The sequence below is a fragment of the Photobacterium sp. MCCC 1A19761 genome, assembly GCF_037389125.1.
GTDB lineage: Bacteria > Pseudomonadota > Gammaproteobacteria > Enterobacterales > Vibrionaceae > Photobacterium.
In genome coordinates this window covers 26,895-49,344 of the sequence record NZ_JAZGTF010000027.1, presented here as the reverse complement: position 1 = coordinate 49,344, position 22,450 = coordinate 26,895, and the positions used below count along the sequence as shown (strand labels likewise).

At 53.9% G+C, this 22,450-nt stretch carries 14 protein-coding genes; 6 read left to right on the top strand and 8 right to left on the bottom strand.

Annotation, left to right across the window (positions count from 1 at the left end; translation table 11 throughout):
• The first annotated feature begins 59 nt into the window (after positions 1 to 59).
• Together malF and malG are read left to right on the top strand one after the other, a co-directional pair.
• Positions 60 to 1,634: a maltose ABC transporter permease MalF gene (gene malF / locus VV869_RS19650; RefSeq protein ID WP_337736619.1), complete on the top strand. Its 1,575-nt coding sequence runs from the start codon at positions 60 to 62 to the stop codon at positions 1,632 to 1,634.
• Positions 1,635 to 1,645: 11 nt separating this feature from the next.
• Complete coding sequence (gene malG, locus VV869_RS19645) at positions 1,646 to 2,536, top strand: maltose ABC transporter permease MalG (protein WP_337736618.1); 891 nt, start codon at positions 1,646 to 1,648, stop codon at positions 2,534 to 2,536.
• Positions 2,537 to 3,154: 618 nt separating this feature from the next.
• Here the strand turns inward: malG and VV869_RS19640 are convergent.
• From VV869_RS19640 to VV869_RS19630, 3 genes are all read right to left on the bottom strand, one after another.
• Positions 3,155 to 4,396, bottom strand: coding sequence for a GGDEF domain-containing protein (locus tag VV869_RS19640; protein ID WP_337736617.1), 1,242 nt, complete (start codon positions 4,394 to 4,396; stop codon positions 3,155 to 3,157).
• Positions 4,397 to 4,468: 72 nt separating this feature from the next.
• Positions 4,469 to 5,032: a DUF1415 domain-containing protein gene (locus VV869_RS19635; protein WP_337736616.1), complete on the bottom strand. Its 564-nt coding sequence runs from the start codon at positions 5,030 to 5,032 to the stop codon at positions 4,469 to 4,471.
• Between the two features lie 144 nt (positions 5,033 to 5,176).
• A complete protein-coding gene (locus tag VV869_RS19630) occupies positions 5,177 to 7,246 on the bottom strand; it encodes an exoribonuclease II (protein WP_337736614.1) in 2,070 nt (689 codons plus the stop codon).
• A 375-nt stretch (positions 7,247 to 7,621) separates the two neighbouring features.
• On the opposite strand from VV869_RS19630, the gene VV869_RS19625 reads away from it, so the two are divergent.
• The 3 genes from VV869_RS19625 to VV869_RS19615 all read left to right on the top strand — a co-directional run bounded on the left by VV869_RS19625 (position 7,622) and on the right by VV869_RS19615 (position 16,547).
• On the top strand, positions 7,622 to 9,559 hold the full coding sequence (locus VV869_RS19625) for a DEAD/DEAH box helicase (protein ID WP_337736613.1): 1,938 nt from the start codon (positions 7,622 to 7,624) through the stop codon (positions 9,557 to 9,559).
• Between the two features lie 212 nt (positions 9,560 to 9,771).
• Positions 9,772 to 10,368, top strand: a complete 597-nt coding sequence (locus VV869_RS19620) for a class I SAM-dependent methyltransferase (protein ID WP_337736612.1) — start codon at positions 9,772 to 9,774, stop codon at positions 10,366 to 10,368.
• Positions 10,369 to 10,562: 194 nt separating this feature from the next.
• Entirely contained in the window at positions 10,563 to 16,547 is a 5,985-nt protein-coding gene (locus VV869_RS19615; protein ID WP_337736611.1) for an amino acid adenylation domain-containing protein, read from the top strand.
• Here VV869_RS19615 and VV869_RS19610 read toward each other — a convergent pair.
• Positions 16,522 to 17,499 (bottom strand): alpha/beta hydrolase, encoded by a 978-nt coding sequence (locus VV869_RS19610; protein WP_337736610.1) that lies wholly within the window; start codon positions 17,497 to 17,499, stop codon positions 16,522 to 16,524. The two genes, VV869_RS19615 and VV869_RS19610, sit on opposite strands and share 26 nt — an antisense overlap.
• Positions 17,462 to 18,421: a LysR family transcriptional regulator gene (locus VV869_RS19605; RefSeq protein ID WP_337736609.1), complete on the bottom strand. Its 960-nt coding sequence runs from the start codon at positions 18,419 to 18,421 to the stop codon at positions 17,462 to 17,464. Before VV869_RS19605 ends, VV869_RS19610 begins: the two co-directional genes overlap by 38 nt.
• Positions 18,422 to 18,682: 261 nt before the next feature.
• Between VV869_RS19605 and fabG the strand changes: the two genes are divergently transcribed.
• Positions 18,683 to 19,417 carry a 3-oxoacyl-ACP reductase FabG gene (gene fabG / locus VV869_RS19600; RefSeq protein ID WP_337736666.1) on the top strand — a complete coding sequence of 245 codons (735 nt, stop codon included), beginning with the start codon at positions 18,683 to 18,685 and terminating at the stop codon, positions 19,415 to 19,417.
• 194 nt (positions 19,418 to 19,611) lie between these two features.
• On the opposite strand, the gene VV869_RS19595 is transcribed toward fabG, so the two are convergent.
• The 3 genes from VV869_RS19595 to rbsK all read right to left on the bottom strand — a co-directional run bounded on the left by VV869_RS19595 (position 19,612) and on the right by rbsK (position 22,347).
• Positions 19,612 to 20,211 carry an MliC family protein gene (locus VV869_RS19595; RefSeq protein WP_337736608.1) on the bottom strand — a complete coding sequence of 200 codons (600 nt, stop codon included), beginning with the start codon at positions 20,209 to 20,211 and terminating at the stop codon, positions 19,612 to 19,614.
• Positions 20,212 to 20,343: 132 nt separating this feature from the next.
• A complete protein-coding gene (locus tag VV869_RS19590) occupies positions 20,344 to 21,351 on the bottom strand; it encodes a substrate-binding domain-containing protein (RefSeq protein WP_337736607.1) in 1,008 nt (335 codons plus the stop codon).
• A 78-nt stretch (positions 21,352 to 21,429) separates the two neighbouring features.
• Complete coding sequence (gene rbsK / locus VV869_RS19585; protein WP_337736606.1) at positions 21,430 to 22,347, bottom strand: ribokinase; 918 nt, start codon at positions 22,345 to 22,347, stop codon at positions 21,430 to 21,432.
• Positions 22,348 to 22,450: the final 103 nt, after the last annotated feature.

The following is a 22,450-nucleotide window of genomic DNA, read 5'->3' as shown; positions in this document are numbered from 1 at the left end:
TCCGGGGAGGGCGTTCCTCCCCATCTTCCTTTTGTCATTTTTGCTAGCGAGGAGCTGAGATGCAGTCAGTTCAAGGTGCAGGGCTTTTAGATTCCCAAGAAGAAAGCTCGAAATTTAATTATCGAAAGTGGCTGAAATGGTCACTGCTCGGCACGATCGGCGCGGTTAACGGTTATGCCACGATCCTGATGTATGCGCAGGGGGAAATCCCATTTGCACTGCTTACAGTTGTTCTTACCGCACTGGCTCTTTATATCTTCGGCAGTAATAAAACGTACGCCCATCGCTATATTTTCCCGGGCATCGCCGGGATGCTGATCTTCATTATTTTCCCGCTTGTTTATACCGTTGGGTTGGCGTTTACCAACTACAGCGCATCGAACCAGCTCTCCCTGGACCGGACGCAGGCTGTTCTGCAACAGCGGACTTTCCAGTCGGGTGAAAGCTATCGCTTTGATCTATACAAAGTTGAACATGGGCATCAGATTGTCATCAAGGACGGCAGTGCCTTGCTGGCCTCGGATGTGTTTGACATAGCTGCGCCAAGTACCATGAACCTGCGTGAAGTCGCGGCAGTTCAGGGTGAAAAAGAAGCGATTAAAACCATTGTGAACAACCGTGACAGCTTGTCTCAGGTTGAACTGCTGATGCCGGACGGCCATGAAATCACCATGAGCGGCCTACGCAAGTTTGCGGCAGAAAAACCACTGTTTACCCTGCAGTCAGATGGTCTGACCCTGCTCAATAACCAGACCCAACAGCTGTATCAACCAAACATGGCCATTGGTTATTACCAGCCGGTTGATGCCGACGGGAACTTTGTCGACAAGCCGATCTCTCCTGGATTTGTCGTCGGTGTTGGTGGTGCTAACTTCGAACGCGTGCTGACGGATGACGGGATTAAAGAGCCGTTTGTCGGTATCTTCATCTGGACGGTTGTCTTTGCCTTCCTGGCCGTTGCCTTGACCCTGGCGGTTGGGATGGTGCTGGCCTGCGTGGTTCAGTGGGAACCGCTGCAAGGGAGTGGCATCTATCGTGTGCTGCTGATCCTGCCGTATGCCGTACCGTCGTTTATTTCGATTCTGATCTTCAAAGGGCTGTTTAACCAGAGCTTCGGTGAAATCAACATGATGCTTGATGCGCTGTTCGGCATCAAACCGTCCTGGTTCTCCGATCCAGTGATGGCCCGGGTCATGGTGGTGCTGGTGAATACCTGGCTGGGCTTCCCTTATATGATGATCCTGTGTATGGGTCTGCTGAAATCGATCCCGGACGATCTTTACGAAGCATCCGCCATTGATGGTGCCGGTCCGGTACAGAACTTCTTCAAGATCACCCTGCCGATGCTGATCAAGCCGATGACCCCGCTGCTGATTGCCAGCTTCGCATTTAACTTCAACAACTTTGTCATGATCATGCTGTTGACTTCCGGTGGCCCGAACATGGTGGGCACGTCTGAGCCGGCCGGTTATACCGACTTGCTGGTGAGCTACACCTACCGTATCGCCTTTGAAGGGGGCGGTGGTCAGGACTTCGGTCTGGCGGGTGCAATCGCCACGATTATCTTCCTGATGGTCAGTGTGATGGCGCTGCTGAACCTGAAATTCACCAAATCGACTCTAGAGCAGGATTAAGGAGAAACGTCATGCCAATGGTTCAATCAAAATCTTTGAAGTACCGGGTATGGGCGACCCATATCGGACTGTGCCTGTTCCTGTCGATGATCCTGTTCCCGCTGCTGATGATTATCGCTATCTCGCTGCGTGAGGGGAACTTCGCCAGCGGTGAGCTGATCCCAAGTAACCCGACGCTGGATCACTGGCGTCTGGCGCTGGGCTTCTCGGTCACCAACGATGACGGCAGCGTCACACCGCCACCGTTCCCGGTCCTGCTGTGGCTGTGGAATACCGTGAAAGTTGCCGGGGTCACGTCGATTATCATCGTTGCCCTGTCAACCACCAGTGCTTATGCCTTCGCCCGTCTGCGTTTTAAAGGTAAGAGCACCATTCTGAAAGGGATGATGATTTTCCAGATGTTCCCGGCGGTTCTGGCGCTGGTGGCGTTGTACGCACTGTTTGACCGTCTGGGCCAGTATGTACCGTTCCTGGGGCTCAATACGCACGGTGGTTTGATCTTCTCCTATCTCGGCGGGATCGCACTGCACGTCTGGACGATCAAAGGTTACTTCGAAACGATCGACGGCTCCCTGGAAGAAGCCGCAGCCCTTGATGGCGCCACGCCGTGGCAGGCATTCCGCCTGGTACTGCTGCCATTGTCAGTGCCAATCCTGGCCGTGGTGTTTATCCTGTCGTTTATCGGGGTGGTGACAGAAGTTCCGGTTGCCTCTTTGCTGCTGACGGATGTCGATAACTACACCCTGGCGGTCGGGATGCAGCAGTATCTGTATCCGCAGAACTATCTGTGGGGCGATTTCGCAGCGGCGGCCGTGTTGTCTGCGATTCCAATCACCACGGTGTTCCTGATGGCCCAGCGCTTCCTGGTGGGCGGTTTGACATCAGGCGGTGTGAAAGGCTGATTTTTGCCTCCGGCATCGCTAAAATCATTTGCAAAGGCTTACCTCAAGGGTAAGCCTTTTTATTTTGGTGATGCCTCAGCCAGGGATCATTTTCTGGTCATGTTTCAGGGTTAGCATGCGCCGGTTGTGGGGAGAAAATTTTGCCAGGGTCGCTCCTGATTCCGACCATGCTTGCTCAGGAAATAGCTGTTATCTCTGATGAAAAAGTCGCCCATCGATGAATATCGAACGGAATAACGGGCTCGCATTCAGGTCCGGTTTTGCTAAGTTATGAATAATTGAGGACTGAGTTCCAGACCGGTGTAATTGTTATTCATATTAAATAATGGCGATTGACCGATTATTTTTCTTGTGACCGTGCATTGGGTTGTTGGTATAATGCGCAGAAGGCATTTGTTCTGCCAAATAGCGAATTGATAATAATAATGCTCACTTCACTTATGGTGAGCAGCTCCCGGGTACAGTCCTGATGATGGTTTGGCCGCCGATCAGTCGGGAAGCCACTGTACTCAATTGATATTGGCGTTGCTGCATAGCTGGACTTACGTTTGCTGCAAAGGAAAGGTAAGTTGAATTGGTAACCGAAACCCGATGTTGTCATCGGGTTTTTTTATGCTTTCAGCTGGCGATCTGGTTGCGTCCGGCTTGTTTGGCCTGGTATAAGGCCTCATCGGCAGCTTTCATCACCGCGGTTGGATGGGTATCCGGGAAGCTGTCAGCCACCCCGATACTCACCGTCACCTGAACCGTGTCTTTGGTGGCTTTCTTGCCCCGCTTGGCGGCACCTTGCTGGTCTTTGTCGTCTCGGCTGTCGTATTGGCGGAGCGCCATTTCGTAGTCAGCGATGGTTTCTCGCAGGTTTTCCAGATAGGGCAGGCACTGCGCTTTTTCTTTCCCTTTGAACAGCACCGTAAATTCCTCACCACCGTAGCGGTAGACTTCTGCGCCGCCCTTGATTTTCTGCATTTTCCGGGCAACCAGTCGAAGGACGTCGTCACCGATTTTGTGGCCATAGGTGTCATTGAAGGCTTTGAAATGGTCAACATCGACCATAGCCAGGGTGTAGTTGCGACCTAAGTGTTTCAGCTCCGTTTCCAGTGCGCGTCGGCCGGGGATCCCGGTGAGCGGGTCGATGTAGGCCAGCTCGTGGCTGCAACTGATCAGATTGAGCAGCAGGAGCAGTCCGGTCACGGAAAATGCCACGGCGGAGATATATGCCTGCTGGAATGTGGCAAATGTGATCCCGGCGAACAGCAGGCAAGTGAAAATGGCCTGATCATGGCTCTGATTACGCTTCAGCACCGCAGAGCCGCAGGCGAGACTACTGCCGAGGTAGAGCAACAGCAATAAAATGGGTAAAGGTGACAGAGACTTCAGGGTAAAGAAATGATTGTCCCAGAGCTCGGGCAGGGGATGTTCGGCAAAATGGTTGACGACCAGGGCTCCCCATCCCAATTGGACGCCGAGAAAAAGCAAGTAGCCGGTGCCGAAGCGGGAGAACAGCCGCCGCTCTGGCAGAATATGGACCTGGAGCAGATTGAGCGGCAGCAAGGTGGCCAGAAGCAGGTAAATCAGCCGGGTTTGCGGATTGCTCTGCGGGGATTGCAGATAGGTCTGAATGACGTAAAACGCGATGACCATCATCAGTGCCGTCAGGGCAGTTTTGCCCTGATTGAAGGGCTGGCTGAGTAGAATCACCAACCCGAGCAGTACATACGGCAATACCAGCAACAGTTCCTGGTATTGCGCGAACACTGCCAGCACCGACTCTAATGATACAAGCATTAAAGCCGCGAGAACAAGCGGTGTGCCGAAGCGCACTCCGGCATTTCTGAACTGGGCAAATGAGATGGTCGGCATGACTACAGATTTCTGGTTGCGGGCACCGGATACAGCGCCTTTATCTTACTATCGTCAGATCCTTATGTATCTTTACAAAGATTTGAAAAGAAAAGGAAATAATTTTCTCACTTGTGCTTCGGACAAGTTTTCCACACAGTCAATATTCCGCTCGGGAATGCCTTCCGGATCCGGGTAATGCTTCAGGACTTTCTCAACGCTGGCTTCGCGGATCAGGTGAAAAATCGGAAACGGTGAACGGTTGGTGAGGTTTTCCGCGTCATCCGGATCCGTGCCATAGAAACAGTAATTCGGATGGAAACTGGCCACCTGATAGGTGCCTTCCTTGCCGAGCTGATGGAGCAGGGCATCTACGAGATCAAGAAACTGATTGTAGTCATCAAATGCGGCGAATAAACCTGGCGTCACAACCAAGGTCGTGTCCAGTGTTTCGGCTGGCGTGTCATCCAGCGTTCTGATTTCCTGATAGATATCTTCCAGCAGGTCGGCTTCCGTGTCGGCATCGCTGACGTGAATCTTAATCTGTTTGTTGCGGTTGGGCTTGGCTGCGAACGGGCACAGGTTCAGGCCGATGACCACATCTTCCAGCCACTGTTGAACTTGATGTGTAACGTCTGATTTATCGATGGTCGACATGGGTAACTCAATGTACTGCTAAACAAGAGGAATGGGGTAAGGGTAACAATATTGTGCCAGAAAGAAAGCGGAACTGGCGGGAAGGTATAAAAAAGGGCCGGTATAGACCGGCCCTTGATAAAAAATAAACAATGAATCAAGCGATTAGGCTTTCTCTTCTGCCGGCTGTTCAGCCTTCGGCGCTTCAGCCGACGATGCTTCAGTCGATGGAGCTTCAGTCGATGATGCTTCAGCCTGTTGCTCTTCAATCAGCGGCGGGAAGATTTTCACGGGTTTTGCGACCAGCTGGCGCGTCGCAGCACGAACTTCAGCCAGTTTCACTTCAAACATGTCACCCAGCTGGAATTCACGGACGTTATCAATGCTGATCACGCCCAGATCACCGTTGCATTCGATTCGCTTCTTGTTATCCATGATCAGCGGACCCGGAATGAACGCGGCAGCGCCGTTTTCAATCAGGCGCACACGCATCCCGGCACGGTTGATGTCGAATACTTCTGCGGTAAAGACAGTCTCGTCTTTGACGGCGTCTTTCAGCAGACGAACATACAGCCAGTCAGCCACGTCGCGTTCAGCCATGCGGTGGTGACGACGGTGGTTGGCAATTTCTTCTCCGACTTCATCATCCGGCACCTGACTCGGCTCAAGGCCGCTGATGACGGATTTCAGCAGGCGGTGGTTGATCATGTCGCCGTACTTACGGATTGGCGATGTCCAGGTGGCGTAAACATCCAGGCCCATGGCGTAATGCGGTGCCGGCTTGTTGCCGACTTCGCTGTATGCCTGGAACTTACGCAGACGGTTGTCCAGGTAAGTGGTGTCCAGCGTGTTCAACCAGCGACGCAGGGAGCTGAAGCCGTCCAGCGTCAGCAGTTGTTCTTTCTCGAACGGCGCTTCGGCTTCGGTCAGGAAGTCCATGGCGGCATCCAGTTTTTCCGGATTAAAGCCGTTGTGGAAGTTATAAACACCAAACCCGAACTTCTCTTGCAGGACACGACCGGCGCAGATGTTCGCTGTGATCATGGCTTCTTCGATCATGCGATTGGCTGTCCGGCGCGGGTCGGTGTGGATCGCAACCACATCGTTGTCTGCGCTCAGCTCAAAACGGTAGTCCGGGCGGTCCGGGAATACGACGGCGTTGTTGGCACGCCATTCGCTGCGGGCATTGGCAAAACCATGTAGAGCGTCGATTTGCTGACGGATCACGTCGCTTGGCATCCAGCCTTCAGCACTGCCGTGTTCCAGCAGATCAGAGACGTTGTCATAAGACAGGCGGCCCTGCGACTGGATCCAGGCCGCGAAGAATTCGATATTGTCCTGGATCACGCCATCTTTATCGACGGTCACCTGGCAGCACAATGCCGGGCGTTTTTCGCCTTCCATTAGTGAACACAGCTCGTCGCTCAGTTCACGTGGCAGCATCGGGATGTTACGGCCCGGCAGGTAGATGGTGAAACCACGTTGACGGGCTTCTTTATCCATACTGTCGCCGACAGTGATGTAAGACGTCGGATCGGCGATTGCAACGGTAAGCTCGAAGCTGCCGTCTTCTTTGGCAACCGTATAGAGTGCATCGTCCATATCTTTGGTCGATTCACCATCAATGGTAATGAATGGCAGATCGGTCAGATCGCGACGCTCCAGGCCTTCTTCCAGCATATTCCAGCAGTCTTGCGGCGCCGGCTCGGCGTTGGGCAGGTCATGGCGGGCCAGAGTAACCCACCATGGGGCAATCTTATCATTGCTGTCGGTGATCTTTTCTTTGACGTCACAGAAGAAAGTTTTGTTGTCGCCGACCAGCGGGTGACGCGTCATGTTCGCAACAACCCAATCGCCTTCCTTTAATAGCTCAGGGTTCAGGCCTTTGATGGCACGGGCTTTAATCGCATCTTTGAGCTGCGGGTGATCCGGTACAACATGCAGACGGTCGCGGATCAGTTTGATGCGGCCAATAAAGCGAGTCATAAATTGCTCGACCAGCTCTTGCGGCTCTGCAACTTCACGCTCTTTTTCAGTCCGAATCACGGCAATCACACGGTCACCGTGCATGACGTTCTTCATGTAGTTTGGTGGAATGAAAAAGCTGTCTTTGCTGTTGTCGATCTCCAGAAAACCGAAGCCGCGGTCTGTGGCTTTAATCGTGCCTTCTTTTTTTGGCAAGGTTTCCTGAATTTGCTTTTTTAGCTGTGCTAATAGTGGATTGTCTTGAAACATTATACCCGGTCTCAGATTGTGAACCGACACACTATAAGGCCTTCGTGTTTTAAAACCAAGGGCAATCCCTGACAGAGGCGGTGAATTCTCTCCCTGTCTGCCGAATGAAAGGCTATAAAAGGAGGCGGCAGGATCCGGCGATGCTTGCTAATCTCAAGGAAGTGAGCGGGATTTGATTCAATGTGAACACAATTGATTAATAAATAGGTGTTTGAAAGTTAATTTGTGACAACGCTCAATTTTTTCTGGCATTTTATCGAGTAAACGCGCACAATACGCGCCTCAAAGCCGAGGCCCATGCTTGTGGTTGCTGTTGTAGAACCGTATAGAAGCAAAAGGGGCCCGTTTTTTTTTAGATCACATATTGGGATCCCAATGCAAGAATCTGTTACAGAATTTCGCCAGTTAAACCTGGCCGACACACTACTATCCGCACTTGAGACTATGGGCTTCGTTGCGCCGACTCCTATTCAGGCGGCGTCTATTCCTCTTCTATTAACGGGTACTGATGCGCTGGGTAAAGCACAGACAGGTACCGGTAAAACTGCGGCTTTCTCTCTGCCGCTGCTGAACAAGCTGGATCTGGACCAGCGCAAACCACAAGCGATTGTGATGGCACCGACGCGTGAGCTGGCCATTCAGGTTGCTGCTGAAATTAAAGTCCTTGGTCAAAACATCAAGGGCTTGAAAGTTCTGGAAATTTACGGTGGTGCATCGATCGTTGATCAAATGCGCGCACTGAAGTCAGGCGCACACATTGTTGTGGGTACACCGGGCCGTGTGAAAGACCTGATCTCCCGTGACCGTCTGCACCTGGACGAAGTGCATACGTTCGTTCTGGATGAAGCCGATGAAATGCTGAAAATGGGCTTCGTCGACGACGTTACCTGGATCATGGAGCAAGCGCCAGAAACTGCACAACGTGTGCTGTTCTCTGCCACTATGCCACCAATCGTGAAAGAAATTGTCGATCGTTTCCTGCGTGATCCTGCACGTATCGATGTTGCAGGCGAAAACCGTACGGTTTCTAAAGTTGAGCAGCAATTCTGGGTCGTGAAGGGCGTCGAGAAAGACGAAGCCATGATGCGCCTGCTGGAAACTGAAGATACCGATGCGTCTATCGTGTTCGTTCGTACCCGTCAGGATACCGAGCGTCTGGCGGACTGGCTGTCTGCTCGCGGCTTTAAAGCGGCGGCTCTGCACGGTGATATCCCTCAGTCTTTGCGTGAGCGCACGGTTGAGCACATCAAGCGCGGTGTGATTGATATCCTGGTTGCAACGGACGTTGTTGCCCGTGGTCTGGATGTGCCGCGTATTACGCACGTATTCAACTACGACATTCCGTTTGATGTTGAGTCATACATCCACCGTATCGGTCGTACTGGCCGTGCCGGTCGCAACGGTAAAGCGATCCTGCTGGTTCGCACCAACCAGATCCGCATGCTGCGCACCATTGAGCGTGTGACCAAGTCAAGCATGGAAGAGATCCAACTGCCGATGCGTGATGTGGTTGCTGAAGCGCGTCTGAGCCGTCTGGGTCAGGAGCTGGAAGCACAGAAAGAAGAAGCTAGCCTGGAATCTTTCGTAGAGCTGGTTGAGAAGCTGCAGGAAAGCATCGAAGTTGATGCCGCAACTCTTGCTGCGATGCTGCTGAAACGTCAGCAGGGTAACCGTCCGTTGTTCTACAAAGGCCCGGACCCAATGGTTGCAGCCATCGAGCGTGAGAAGCAGCGTCGCGATCGTCGTCGTGATGATGGTGACCGTGGTGACCGCGGTGATCGTGGTGAGCGCCGTGAGCGTCGTACGTACAACACTGCTGATTGGGATACCTATCAGCTGCAGGTTGGCCGTGAGCAAGGTGTTCAGGTGAAAGATATCGTTGGTGCGATTGCGAACGAACTGGGTCTGAACAAAGACAGCATCGGTGCAATCAAACTGGCTCCAGAGCACACGTATGTTCAACTGCCGAAGAAGATGACCAGCGAAGTTGTGTCACAGCTGAAGAAACTGCGTATTCGCCAGAAAGAAACGCAAGCTGTAGTTGTTGAAGATGATGTGCTGCGTGAGCACCGTCGTGGTAGCCGTGATGGAAACCGAGACGGTAATCGTGGCGGTTACCGTGGCAACCGTGAGGGCAACGGTGGTCGTGAAGGCGGTCGCGCACGTCGTGAAGGGGAGCGTCGCTTTGACCGTAACCGTGGTGGTGATCACCGTGGTAGCTACCGTGGTGAGCGTAACCATGGGAATAGCAACGGCAACAGTGGTGACCGTCGCCGCACTGAGCGCAGCAGCAAGCCACGTTCCGAGGCTTAAGTTTCGACAGTTCGCGTCATCGCGTAACTCTTTTAAAAACCGGTCAGCTTATTGACCGGTTTTTTTATGCCATAAATTCATATCAAATTTTTCATTTCATCTTGTCTTACAGCATGTCTTGGGAATGCCTCGCAAATGTTTAAAACTGTCAATTTCATCGATAATCATTAAGGCATAATCGCTCGCAGAATTAATTGAATATGGAACAATATATGCGTGCGAAAGATTTGGTTCTGACCCTGTTTGGGATGAAAGCTTTTCAACCTGAACAAGGCGTCTGGGAAGAGCAATATCAAAATAACCAGTGGCAACATTTGCATCAAATCGGCGAATTGGCACATTACAATGTGATTCGTGGTTATATTCGTTTCTTCAAACCCGGGGCAGATATTCTGGATATCGGATGCGGGGAAGGGGTGTTAAACCGGGAAATGAGTCGCTCCGATTACCATTATTATCAGGGGATCGATTTTTCGGACACCGCGATTCATAATGCCAATGCCAGTCTGCAAAACGAGAAAACCTTCTTTAAACAAGCGGATGCCCATGCCTACCAGCCTGATCGTCAATATGACTGTATTGTGTTTTGTGAAAGCCTGAACTGCATCAATAACCCGGATCAACTAATTTCCCGACTACGTCAGTATTTAAAACCGGACGGTATCATTATTATTTCCCTCTATCGCCAGTTGTGGGTCGACCGATTAACCTGGCGTAAAGTCCAGCAGGGGTTAACCCTTATTGACCAAACCCTGGTTCAAAATGGCAGTGGCCAGGCCTGGACCTGCAAGGTTTTTAAACCTGAGTAAAGATGATCCGGCACTTGTGATATTCATCAATAGTGCCGGAAATAGTCCATTCACTTTAATTCACTGTTTTCATTTTAATTCACGGTTTCATTTTAACCCGGTCGCTGGTGAAGATATTTCATCAAGCAGCCGGGGGAACGGGTAATGAATTAAGCCTGTTGATTGAAACCGGATAAAGACGGAAGGCCAGCGTTGTGACCAAGGGAAAAGAGATACGTTCAGAGGTTTGTGATCAGGGCGAGCACGGGGGAGCACTTCACCCGGCTCAGGAAAGTGTTTATTACGAACAGCAGCTCTATCCGCTGAGCCCAATTTACAATGTCGGCAGCTATCAGTTGATCACTCAAGCGGTGGATATTGATCGTATGCGTCGTGCCTGGACGATTTTATTCCGTGAGCTGGACGTTCTGAGAATGCAGTTGGTCGCCAGTGAACCCGGATCGCCGAGGCAGTCGGTGCTTCCCCCGACGGCTGAAGCGAGTGAGATGCTGTTTCTCGATTTCAGTGTTCAGGCAGACCCGGAACAAGCCGCGCAGCTTTGGATTGAGCAACAATTTGACCAGCCCTTTTCCCTTGAGCTCGGCCATGCGCATCAGGTGAGCTTGCTTCAACTGGCGGATGAAATCTTCTGGTTGGTCTTTCGTTTTCACCATCTGTTTATGGATGGGTTAGGGGTTTACCGCTTATATGAACGATGGCACCAGGTCTATACGTCACTGGGGTATCAGGCGGATTGTTCCTGGCTGAAGGGACACCCTCAATTTCTGCCGCAGGCGCAACAAGCCCGTGATTATTTGTCTTCACGTCGTTACCAGAGCGACCAGACTTATTGGCAACAGTTTATGGCTGACCAGACGCCGACCCGGCTGCCGCGCTACTATGACCAGGGTGGCAGCGATGAGTACAGCGTTTCGCTTTCTGGGCCACTTTGTTCGCAGTTGGAAGACTATTGCGCCAAGCACCGGGTGAGTATTCTGGCAGTGATAACGGCTGTCAGTAGCCGTTATTTTGCTGCGGTCCTGGATCAGTCGCAACTGATGTTGGCGACCGCGGTTCACGGTCGCAGCGGGAAGCAGGCACAACAAGTGATTGGCATGTTGTCGAATGTCATTCCGGTCGGTGTGACGGTGTCACCAGATATGCCGTTTGCTGAGTTTGTCGCGGCGATTAGCCAGCAGTTGGGTCAGAGCTTCCGCCATAGCCGTTTTCCGGTCAGTCACTTTGCCCGTTTGACGGAGACGCCGCGGGGACAGCTCTCAGATATTCATGTCCTCTATGAAAAATTCTCTGAACTTGCGCCGGCAGACTATCCGTACGGCGCAGGTCCTGCGTATGAAATTGTCCCGCGCAGCAGCCGGTTTGACCCGCAACCGTTGCAGATCCGTCTGCTCGACTATGAAACCAACGCAGCGTTCACCCTGCGCCTGAGCTATGCCCGGGCGTATTTCTCCCGCTCGGAGATCCAGGCACTCGCGGCACGTTTGACGTCCATTTTGACACTGGTGCTTGTCGATGATGCACGGCAGTGTGCATACAGGGGGGAGAATCAGGTGCCACTGACCCTGGCTGAGCTCCCGGTGACGATCCAGGCGGATCTGGATGCTGAGTGGGGACAGACAAGTGAAACCGTGTTCCCTCAGTCTCAAACACTGGCCGCGAAGTTTGAACATCAGGCCCGATATTTTGCGGCTCATCCGGCCGTGCATTTTCAGAATGCGAGCCTGACTTACGGAGAGCTCAATCAGCGGGCCAACCAGCTGGCCAGAGCGATCCAGGTCCGCTACCAGGCACGGTTTGGTCAGCCACGACCGCCGGATACCCTGATCGGCTTGTATCACCGCCGGGGGATCGACATGGTGGTCAGTATCCTTGCAGTCCTGAAAGCCGGTGGTGCCTATGTCCCGATCGATCCGCAGGCGCCGCCTGAACGTTGCCGTTTTATTATTGAAGATACGCAGGCCCCATTGATAGTGACGGAGCTGGCGCTGACGGAACAATTGACACAATTGGTTTCAGCACTGGCAACGCCGCCGGAAACGATCATGGCGGATGATCGAACTGCGTTGAATGCGCAATGCGACATCAATTTGCCGCAGTCGGGGCTGGCAGTCGATCTCGCTTATGTCATATACACCTCAGGAACTACCGGAACGCCGAAAGGGGTGCTGCAAACCCATCAGAATGTACTGCGGTTGTTTGATGCTTCACAGACAGCCTTTGCCTTTGATGCCGATGATGTTTGGGTCATGTATCACGCGTACAGTTTTGACTTCAGCGTGTGGGAGCTGTGGGGCGCACTATTGCATGGCGGGGCACTGGTGATCCCGTCCGCAGATGAAGTTCGCGATATGGCGCTGTTTTCTACCTTGTGTCGCCGCCACCGGGTCAGCGTGCTGAATCAGACACCGGCGGCATTTTACTCCCTGGCAGCAGAGCTGCTGGAGAAAGATCAGTGCTGGCCACAATTGCGTTACGTGATTTTCGGTGGCGACAAACTCAATCTGGCTCAGCTCGGCCCTTGGTGGGCGCGGCATGGAGATCAGCAACCGCAATTGATCAATATGTACGGGATCACCGAAACCACGGTGCATGTCACCTTTAAGCGTCTGCATCAGAGTATGGCCAACAGCGGCTCCTATATTGGCCGACCGTTGGCGGATATGCGCGGTTACGTGTTGGATCGTCATCTACAGCCGGTGCCGACCGGGACTGCCGGAGAGCTGTTTGTCGGCGGTGCGGGACTGGCCCGGGGCTATCTCAACCGACCGGAGCTGACCGCAGAGCGCTTTGTGCCGCATCCCTGTCCGTCAGCGATGGAACAAGCGCAGGGATGGGATCGACTCTATCGCAGCGGTGATCTGGTGCGGCGGTTGCCTGATGGTGAGCTGGAGTATCTGGGCCGCAACGATTTTCAGGTGAAGATCCGGGGTTATCGGATTGAGTTGGGGGAGATCGAAGCGGCATTGCTGGCACATGGGTCGATCAAGCAAGCGGTCGTGATTGATCGCGAACGTCAGGGACACAAATTTCTCGCCGCTTATCTGATTGCCGAGTCCGGGAAAACGATCCCGCTTGATCATCTTCAGGCCGAGCTCGCAGATCGTCTGCCGGAGTATATGGTCCCGGCAAGCTATACCGAGTTGGACAGCCTGCCGCTGACCCATCACGGGAAGCTGGACCGCGCCCGTCTGCCGGAGCCGGTGTTGACGGAAACCCAGGGCTACGTCGGGCCACGCTCGGCTTTGGAGGCCGTGTTGTGTGATGCCTGGCAGCAGGCTCTGGGACTGGCTCAGGTTGGGATCCAGGATAACTTTTTCCGCATTGGCGGGGACTCGATTGTCGCCATTGAACTGGTCTCCAGAATGCGGCGGGCCGGGGTCAGCGCGCAGGTGAAAGATATTTTTGCGGCACCGACAGTGGCTCAGCTGGCCCATCGACTGGATAACCGCCACGATCAGGAGATTGATGCCGAGCAGGGATTACTGACCGGAGAATTCGGTCTGTTGCCGATTCAGCAGCAGTTTTTCGCGATGAAGCTGGCGGTCCCGGCACATTGGAATCAGGCATTCATGGTGGAAATTCCACCGGCGATCACGCAGCGTCAGCTCGATGCAGCTTTGTCAGTTCTGGTTGCCCAGCATGACATGCTGCGTTGTCGCTTCCGGATCGCGCCGGACGGTTCCGTGAGCCAGTATTACGTCCCCTCAGATGCGATTTCGGTTACGCTTGAAACGCTGGAAGTAGGGGGGATGGATGAGGCGGAGCTGGAAGCCCGGCTCAGCCAGTGGCAAAGCGGTTTTGATCTTGAGGCGGGACCGTTATGGCGTGTGGTGCGTCTGAACGATGCGGCACGCACGCGGCTGTGGTTCGCGTTTCATCACCTGATTATCGATGTCGTGTCCTGGCGGATCCTGGCCGACGATCTGCGCTTCGTGCTCAACGGCGGTCAGCTTGGCCGGAAAACCAGCAGTTATCGTCAGTGGCAGCAGGCGGTTGGCCAGTATGCGTCGCGTCATGTACAGGAAATTGATTATTGGCGAGCGGTCATGGCCGATCATATCGTGGGCGTGGGACCAGGCTACGACATCTTGACTAAGACGCAGCCTTCCCGGGAGCGGCAAACCGGGCAACTCTTGTTGTCAGAAGCGCAGACGGACTTGTTAATTAGGGAAGCCAATCAAGGTTTTGATACTGAAATCAATGATCTCTTGCTCAGTGCCTTGGGGGTTGCGCTGAGCCGGGTGTTTCACGAACCGGTCCATCATGTGACACTGGAATCCCATGGCCGGGAGCTGGATATTGCGTCGTTGGATGTCAGTAAAACGGTGGGTTGGTTCACCAGCCTGTATCCGGTCCGTCTGGAGGCGGATGCCAATCTGGCAACGACCATTCGTCGGACGAAGCAGATCTTGCAAGCGGTCCCGAACAAGGGGATCGGTTTCGGGGCCTTGGCGGGACTGCTGGGCGATATGTCCTTGCCGAAGGTTTGCTTCAATTATTTTGGCCAGCTGAATCCCTCTGTTGAGGAAGGCGGCACATCGCTGTGGTCGATTCTTACCGAGCGGTGTGGCCGGACCCGCGCGGCAGAAAATCAGGTCGCAACAGGGCTGGAGCTGAATGGCGCTGTACGGCATGGCCGACTCATGTTTCAGATTGATTCAGACCTGACTCCCGCGCGGCATCAGGCATTTGTTCGTCAGTTTGAAGATGCCCTGCTGGCGGTGATTGACAGGGCCTGTTTTGAATTTCGTCACGGTGACCATCACCCTCAGGCTCCCGTTGCTTATCACCCGCCGGGGAACCGATTCTGGTATTTCCAGCGTACCCGCGAGCTGGAGCGCTGGGGCCCATGCGTTATGTTTGAGTTCCAGGATCTGCAGAACCACGCACTTACCGTACAGCAAGCCATGGACGCCGTTGTTGGGTTGCACGAAGGGCTGCGGATCAACCTGGCACAGCATTTTGGCCAAGCACAGCAATCCGGCCTAGTACAGCAATCCGGTTTAGTACCGCAATCCGGCGACTGGCTTGAGCAGATCTGCCCGGTGGATGCATTTCATTGCGTGTCGGTTGTGGATTGCTCTGCCATGTCTGATGCAGATGTTGAGCAGCAATTGGCGCAGTTCAGGCAGAGTATTGCCTTTGATCAGGCGCTGATCCGGTGCTTCTACTGTGACTTTGGGGCGTCGCAACCGGACCGACTGTATATCGCGATCCACCACCTGGTGATGGATCGTTACTCCCTGGGGATTTTCTTCCGGGATTTCCTGACGGCGCTGACCCAGTCGCAACAGGGGCAAGTGCCACATCTGACACGGACCGGGGTGAGTTTCCGAGAATGGCAGCAAGAGTGTCAGTCTTGGTTACAGAGCGGCGAAGCCCGGATCAATGCCCGCTTCTGGACACAACAATTGCAGCAGCCGGTGTCTCCGCTGCCGACGGACCAGCCTTTTGATCATCTGTGCAACAGCATCGGCTCCCGGCGCGAACTCTCGCTGCGCATGGGGACCGAATTGAGCCAGTCCCTGAAAAGCGTGGCAAATGATACCGGTGTTTCTGCCTACGATTTGGTGATGACAGCGCTGGCGCAGACTTTGTCGGCATGGTGTGACGGCGGCGCAGTGTGCTTTGAAGAAGTGCTGGTCGGTCGCGAGCAGAGTGCGCTGGATTTGTCCGGTACGGTGGGCTGGTTGAATGATTACGTACCGGTGATTGTCAGCCCGGCAGACGGTAAGCGGGGACTGGCCTTGGTCCAGGCCGTTCGCGATGATATTCAGGCGTGCAAGCAACACAGCCGGGGCTTCAGTGATCTCAAGTTCCGGCCGGAGCCGGTCGCAGCATCTGAAGATTTCTCGGCATTGCCGGCACCGGAAATTGATATCAACTTTATTCCCGAGTCGATGTCGTTGGGTGAGGAACATCTCAGCCATCCGTTGCTGCGACTGACGCGCTATGAAGCAATGGTCGGCGAGTCGCGTGAGGCCATTCATAAACTCTCGTGTACCGTGAGCTATGAACAGGGTGAAATGACCATGACCTGGGAATATGGCGATCGGATCTATCAGCGCCAAACCATTGAGAATTTGGCCGAGCGCTGTCGTGAAGCGCTCGCGGCCCTTGTGTTCGACATCCGCGCTGTTGATCCGGCGGCTGCTATGATGAACCCGGCTGTCGAATAAAATCGCCAATCGCCTGATATGTTTGCAGGCAGGCTTCCGGCACCAGTGTTTCCAGATTTAGGTAGGCGTGGACCATGGTCTCCAGATGCAAGTGTCGGCTGGGTGTGCCGGCACGCTGTAACCGGAAATGGTAGTGCAGGCCGTCGTCCTTAATGGGACAAAAACCGGCGGTGATGATCAACGTTTCCGGATGGTTGAGGGGGATATCGCCATATAGCGGGGAGACTGACTCCCGGCATTCCCGGTGCTGGAGATACTGCCGGAAGTACCATTCAATTTTGTTTGTCTCCAGCACATAGCCTGCGTGGTTCTCTCGCAGTGAATCGGCTGTCAGGGTGTAGTCCAGGCTCGGATAAATCAGGACCAGCTTGTCGACGCTGGGGGGCTGATCTGCCGAGGACGACCCCTGATCCTGCCGCGACGTTTGCGAGTTGAGTGACTGCACCACGGTTGCCGCCAGTGCGCCACCGGCTGAATCACCGGCCAGCGTCAGGCTGCGGCGATAGCAGATCTGATACTGATCCAGGGTGGGGAACAGCTGACGAAGACTGAGGAAGGCATCGTCAACCCCGGCCGGATAAGGGTGCTCGGGGGCAAGGCGGTAATCAATACTTACGACAATTGCCTGGCTGTGATGGGCCAGTTTTCGGCAGATTGGATCGTACACCGCGATGTCCCCGCACATATGCCCGCCGCCGTGATAAAACAGCACGACGGGCAATTCGGCTTCCGGGGCCGGGTGATAGATCCGGCACGGAATAGGGCTCTGATGGATGGTGCCGTCAATGACCCTGGCGATGTCGGGGGCGTGGGTAACAAACTGTGCGGTGATCCCTGCCAGTCCCTGGCGGGCGAGCGCCGGGGTCGGGGAAATACCGGCTTGCTCGGATTGGCGCAACAGGGTATTGAACTGTTCAAGCCAAGTTCGAAGTGCTGGCGGAAGCGTGGCCATCGTAAATTCCTTTTTTTCGAATCGATTCAATCTCCGGAACCCGCTTGATGAGATAGTCTTTGAAGTTGGCGCAGCGGGCCGGCATATATTTGCGCGGTTTAAAGTATAAGTTGAGTTCGAACTCACTACTGACGTAATTTTTCAACACCGGCACCAGGTGACCCCGTGCGATGTCTTTACTGATCAGACTGACCGGCAGGTAGGCGACCCCACCGCTGGCCAGGGCGATGTTTTTCAGGATCTCGCTGTCATCGGCTTCTACGGTCTGCGAAATTTCTACCGAAGTACACTCACCCTCCAGTTCAAAAATCCAGCGGTTACCTCCGACCAGGGTACTGGCGTACAAACAGAGGTGTTGTTTGAGGTCGTCCGGGATTTTCGGCTCCCCAAACTGTTCGATATAAGCCGGAGAGCAACAGGCCATCAATGGCTCGCGCAGCAGGGATCGCTTCACCAGCAGGCTGTCTTTGTCCTGAAACCCGCGATAGGTGGCATTGGCCCGAATGGCAAAATCCACCTCATGGACATGGTCGACCTCAAAGGCGGTCTCCAGCACCACAAAGTTAATCGAAGGGTGCTCGGTCAGGTATTCACCGATGATGGGGCTGAGGTAATGCTTGGCGAACAAGGGCGTGCTGGCCACGCGGATAGTACCGCGATCTTCACTGCTCATGTTCTGAACTTCATTGAAGATGTCATCAATTTCGCTATGGATCTGGGTAAATCGATCATAGAGCCGTTGGCCGGCCTGGGTCGGACTGATTTTTCGGGTCGTCCGCTTGAGCAGGCTGACACCCATGCTCTCTTCCAGTTCATTGAGCCAACGGCTGGCCGCCGATGCCGAGATCCCGTTCTGCTTGGCAGCTTCACTGATCGAGCCTGATCGTACGACATGGATAAAAAAGACAACCTTGTCCAGCATGTTCAATCCTGGTGAATATTTAGTCACCTCCCAGTTATAGCAAACGAGCGTTTGAGAAACCAATGAAATCACTGTGACATCAGAATCTTGCTCATCCTTCGTCCCTAATACGAAAAGGTGATTTGCAACAATGTTGGTAATAATTTTGCATCTTTCATCTAAGATAGGGGGAAATAACTGAGTTAGTGACGAAGAGTGTTTCCCACGCTGTTCACTTTCTGAAGTCATACCTGGTGCAGGTATTAAGGATGAGGGGAAATGATGCTGAAAGATAAAATTTGTGTTGTAACGGGTGGCGCACAGGGGATAGGGCGTTGCATTGTCGAAACATTTGCAAACCAGGATGCAACTATGGTGTTTGCCTGTGACATGAACGCGGCGGTGATGGCGGAACTGGAGTCGCAATTTGTGAATGTCCGGGCCATTGAGCTGAATGTCTGTGACCGTACGAGCATTGCCAACTTTGTTGAGCAGGTTAAAGCTGAATTCGGCCGCATTGATGTGCTGGTGAACAATGCGGGGATCACCCGGGATAACCTAATCGAAAAAATGACCGAAGAAGAGTGGGATTTGGTGGCGGATGTGAACCTCAAAGGGGTGTTTAACATGACGCAGGCTGTCGCGCCGCTGATGATGGAGAACGGCGAAGGCTCCATTATTACGATGTCTTCCATCGTCGGTACTGACGGCAATATCGGCCAGAGTAATTACGCCGCGACGAAAGGCGGCGTGATTGCGATGACCAAAGGCTGGTCAAAAGAGTTCGCCCGCAAAGGGGCGGCCGTGCGGGCAAACTGTATCGCACCCGGGTTTATTGAAACACCGATGACCGCGGATTTGCCGGAGAAAGTGCTCGATTATATGAAAGGAAAAACGGCGTTGAAGCGGATGGGGAAACCCCAGGACATCGCGGAGGGCGCACTGTTCCTTGCCAGTGATCGTTCGGCCTTCATTACCGGTCAGACCCTCAAAATTGATGGCGGGCTGGTGATTTAAAGGCAGGAAGACTGCTTTTATCGCGACATCTCCAAGGACAAAAGCCACCGACATTTTCCGGTGGCTTTTGTGATTGGAACGCTTGGCTGCGCAAGGTTTTTTGGGTTGCGAAAGAACTTTATGGCTGTGGCCGGTTTCGTCGCCGGTGCGGTGCCAATGCTTCGCCGATTCGATAGAATTAGCTGGATTTCAATTTACTTGAGTGGTTGGCAGGTCAGCGTCTTGTCCATCCAGGTTACTTTGGCTTCTCCCTGATGCTCCCAATATTCGACATTACGGCCGGTGAATTTGCTGCCACTGGCGGCAGGGGCAATCAGAGCAATGACCTGTTCGTCTCCCCAGGTTAAGACAGCGCTGTGTGGATCTGTTTGCCCGTAGAAGACGGCGGTGAAAGGTTGGTCTGTTTCATTGCATTTGAACGCAACCGGTGTGGGTGCTTCCAGCAGACCGCCGGTAATTTGCAGTTCGACAATCCGGGACTTGTACTCGGATTCAACACAGGCTTTTTTGTCATCGGCTTTCCAGCAATCATTGCGCCCTTTGATCCAGCCCCGCTGCATCGCTTTGGCGGTGGCTTGTTCAGCTTGCGGATAATTGGCCATCGCGGCTGGGAACACCTCGGCCATTTGGCGATCCAGGGCGGCCAGTGCATCATCCTGGCAGATCATCTCTTCGATAGAGCCTGACGCCTGGTTGCAATCAAAGCTGGGGGGTGCGGCCAGCACGGACAAAGGCAGTGCAGCCATCAGCACTCCGGTGAACCATCGGGCAGGGAGGGAAAACGCGTTGTTCATTGTCACCTCGTAAATCGGCATTGGATGAATGGCAATAAGTATGGTCGCAGGGGTGGCAGAATGAAAGTGAACCCCGCGCAAGCTGAGCCGCTGCGGGAGGGCGACGGCTTAGGCTGGGTTATGGGCTGTAGGTTATGGGGAAATCGCTTTCACACTGTCACGCACCACTAGGGTCGGCTCCAGTTGAATCACCTGGTTGCTCGTCCGCTTGTTCTGGATTTTATCCAGCAGGGTATCGACGGCTTGCTGGCCCAAACGGTGCTTGGGCTGATGGATGGTGGTCAGGGACGGCGTGATGTATTTTGCCAGTTTGATATCGTCATAGCCGACGATCGACAGATCGTCCGGAACCCGGATCCCTTTTTTGTAGGCGGTGTTGATCACGCCCATCGCCATCATGTCGTTACAGACAAACAGCGCTGTCGGCAGCGGCCCACGCTGATACAAGGTGTTGAATGCGGCTTCGCCACCCTCGCATTCGAAACTGCCGGCAATGATCCAGCCCGGATTGATCGGCAACCCGGCTTCTTCCATCGCCTGGGTAAAGCCCGACAGGCGTTGCTGGGCGGTGAGCTTATCCAATGGCCCGGTCAGGCAACCAATTTGGGTATGGCCCTGCTCAATTAGATGTCGGGTCGCCAGGTAGCCGCCCTGATGCGAGTTATCCTGGATTTTATCGCTTGGAAAGTCAGTTGGGCCCCAATCCATAACCACCGTCGGCACCGGTTGGTGGCGACCGAACAGATCAAATGATTTCTCCTCAACTTCGCTGCACATCAGCAGCAGGCCGTCGACTCGCTTTTGTAGCAGGATATCGAGGTTGGCATGCATTCGTTCGATATCCCCTTCGGTATTGCAGAGGATCAGGTTATAACCGTGCTGATAGCAGCGGCGCTCGACGCCCTTGACGACCTCGCCGTAAAAGGGGTTGGTTGAGGTAGTGACCAGCATCCCGAAGGTGCGGGTATGATTGACTTTCAGACTGCGTGCCAGCGCGGAAGGGGCGTAGTTGAGTTCCTCAACTGCTGCCATCACCCGGGCAGAGATGTCTTCACTGACAAAGCGAGTTTTATTCAGTACGTGGCTGACGGTTGAGGTCGAGACACCGGCCTGTTTTGCCACATCTTTGATTGTCGCCATAATTACTCCCTGAACACTCTCTTGAATCGAGAGCTGCCTGCCTCCGGCCATAGCTCGGCATCGGGGCAGGCGGTTCAATTAATGTCCCATCAGAAAACGTTCGACTTCACGTCGGTGTGGAATCGAGGTTTGCGCACCCACGCGGGTGACCGAAATGGCAGCGGCGGCGTGGGCAAAGCGAATGGCTTTCTCTAGTGGCATGTTTTCCTGCATCGCTGTGAGCAGGGCACCGTTAAAGGTATCCCCGGCAGCTGTGGTATCGCAGGCTTCGACGCGGAACCCCGGAACCTGATAACCCTGGCCTTGCTCGCTGACCCAGACCCCCTGGCTGCCGAGGGTGATCATCACTTGCGAGATCCCTTTGGCGTGCAGCGCATCTGCTGCTTGTTGGGCGGAGGCAATATCGGTGACTTTAATGCCGGTCAGCAGCTCAGCTTCGGTTTCGTTAGGGGTGATCAGATCCACCAGTTGCAACAGTTCATCCGACAGCGCACGGGCCGGCGCCGGGTTCAGGACCACGCGTGTCCCGGATTGCTTCGCAATGCGGGCCGCAGACTCGATGGTCTCGATCGGTGTTTCCAGCTGCATCAGCAGGGTATCGGCGTGTTCAATCAGGTGCCGGTGCGGGGTAAGGCGCTCAGGGGTCAAGCGTGCATTGGCTTCTGCCGAAATACAGATGCTGTTCTCACCCGTTGCTGTAACCTGGATCATCGCAATACCGGTCGGCGTACCGGCTTCGATCATCACAGCCTCGGTATTCATGCCTTCTCGGGCAAAGGTTTCACGCATGTCGCGGCCGAAGCTGTCATCACCGACACAGGCGATGAAGGCAATATCCGCCCCCAGACGCGCCGCAGCCACGGCCTGGTTCGCGCCTTTTCCTCCCGGGATCACCTGATAGGTGTGACCATGTAATGTTTCGCCTGGTCGTGGGAATGAAGCAACTTGCAGGACGTGGTCGGCATTCACACTACCGAGGACAACTAATTTATTCATAGTGAAACCTTTATAATTTTATACTTGCCGTTTCAATCGGGCCAAATTGTATGGGTTAGCCGGGTGAGTGGGGCTAAACGATGCAAACTGACAGGAATCGGGC

Coding starts and splice junctions, on each gene's coding strand:
- malF (WP_337736619.1), top strand. CDS start 60: ATGCAGTCAGTTCAAGGTGCAGGGCTTTTAGATTCCCAAGAAGAAAGC.
- malG (WP_337736618.1), top strand. CDS start 1,646: ATGCCAATGGTTCAATCAAAATCTTTGAAGTACCGGGTATGGGCGACC.
- VV869_RS19640 (WP_337736617.1), bottom strand. CDS start 4,396: ATGCCGACCATCTCATTTGCCCAGTTCAGAAATGCCGGAGTGCGCTTC.
- VV869_RS19635 (WP_337736616.1), bottom strand. CDS start 5,032: ATGTCGACCATCGATAAATCAGACGTTACACATCAAGTTCAACAGTGG.
- VV869_RS19630 (WP_337736614.1), bottom strand. CDS start 7,246: ATGTTTCAAGACAATCCACTATTAGCACAGCTAAAAAAGCAAATTCAG.
- VV869_RS19625 (WP_337736613.1), top strand. CDS start 7,622: ATGCAAGAATCTGTTACAGAATTTCGCCAGTTAAACCTGGCCGACACA.
- VV869_RS19620 (WP_337736612.1), top strand. CDS start 9,772: ATGCGTGCGAAAGATTTGGTTCTGACCCTGTTTGGGATGAAAGCTTTT.
- VV869_RS19610 (WP_337736610.1), bottom strand. CDS start 17,499: ATGGCCACGCTTCCGCCAGCACTTCGAACTTGGCTTGAACAGTTCAAT.
- VV869_RS19605 (WP_337736609.1), bottom strand. CDS start 18,421: ATGCTGGACAAGGTTGTCTTTTTTATCCATGTCGTACGATCAGGCTCG.
- fabG (WP_337736666.1), top strand. CDS start 18,683: ATGCTGAAAGATAAAATTTGTGTTGTAACGGGTGGCGCACAGGGGATA.
- VV869_RS19595 (WP_337736608.1), bottom strand. CDS start 20,211: ATGAACAACGCGTTTTCCCTCCCTGCCCGATGGTTCACCGGAGTGCTG.
- VV869_RS19590 (WP_337736607.1), bottom strand. CDS start 21,351: ATGGCGACAATCAAAGATGTGGCAAAACAGGCCGGTGTCTCGACCTCA.
- rbsK (WP_337736606.1), bottom strand. CDS start 22,347: ATGAATAAATTAGTTGTCCTCGGTAGTGTGAATGCCGACCACGTCCTG.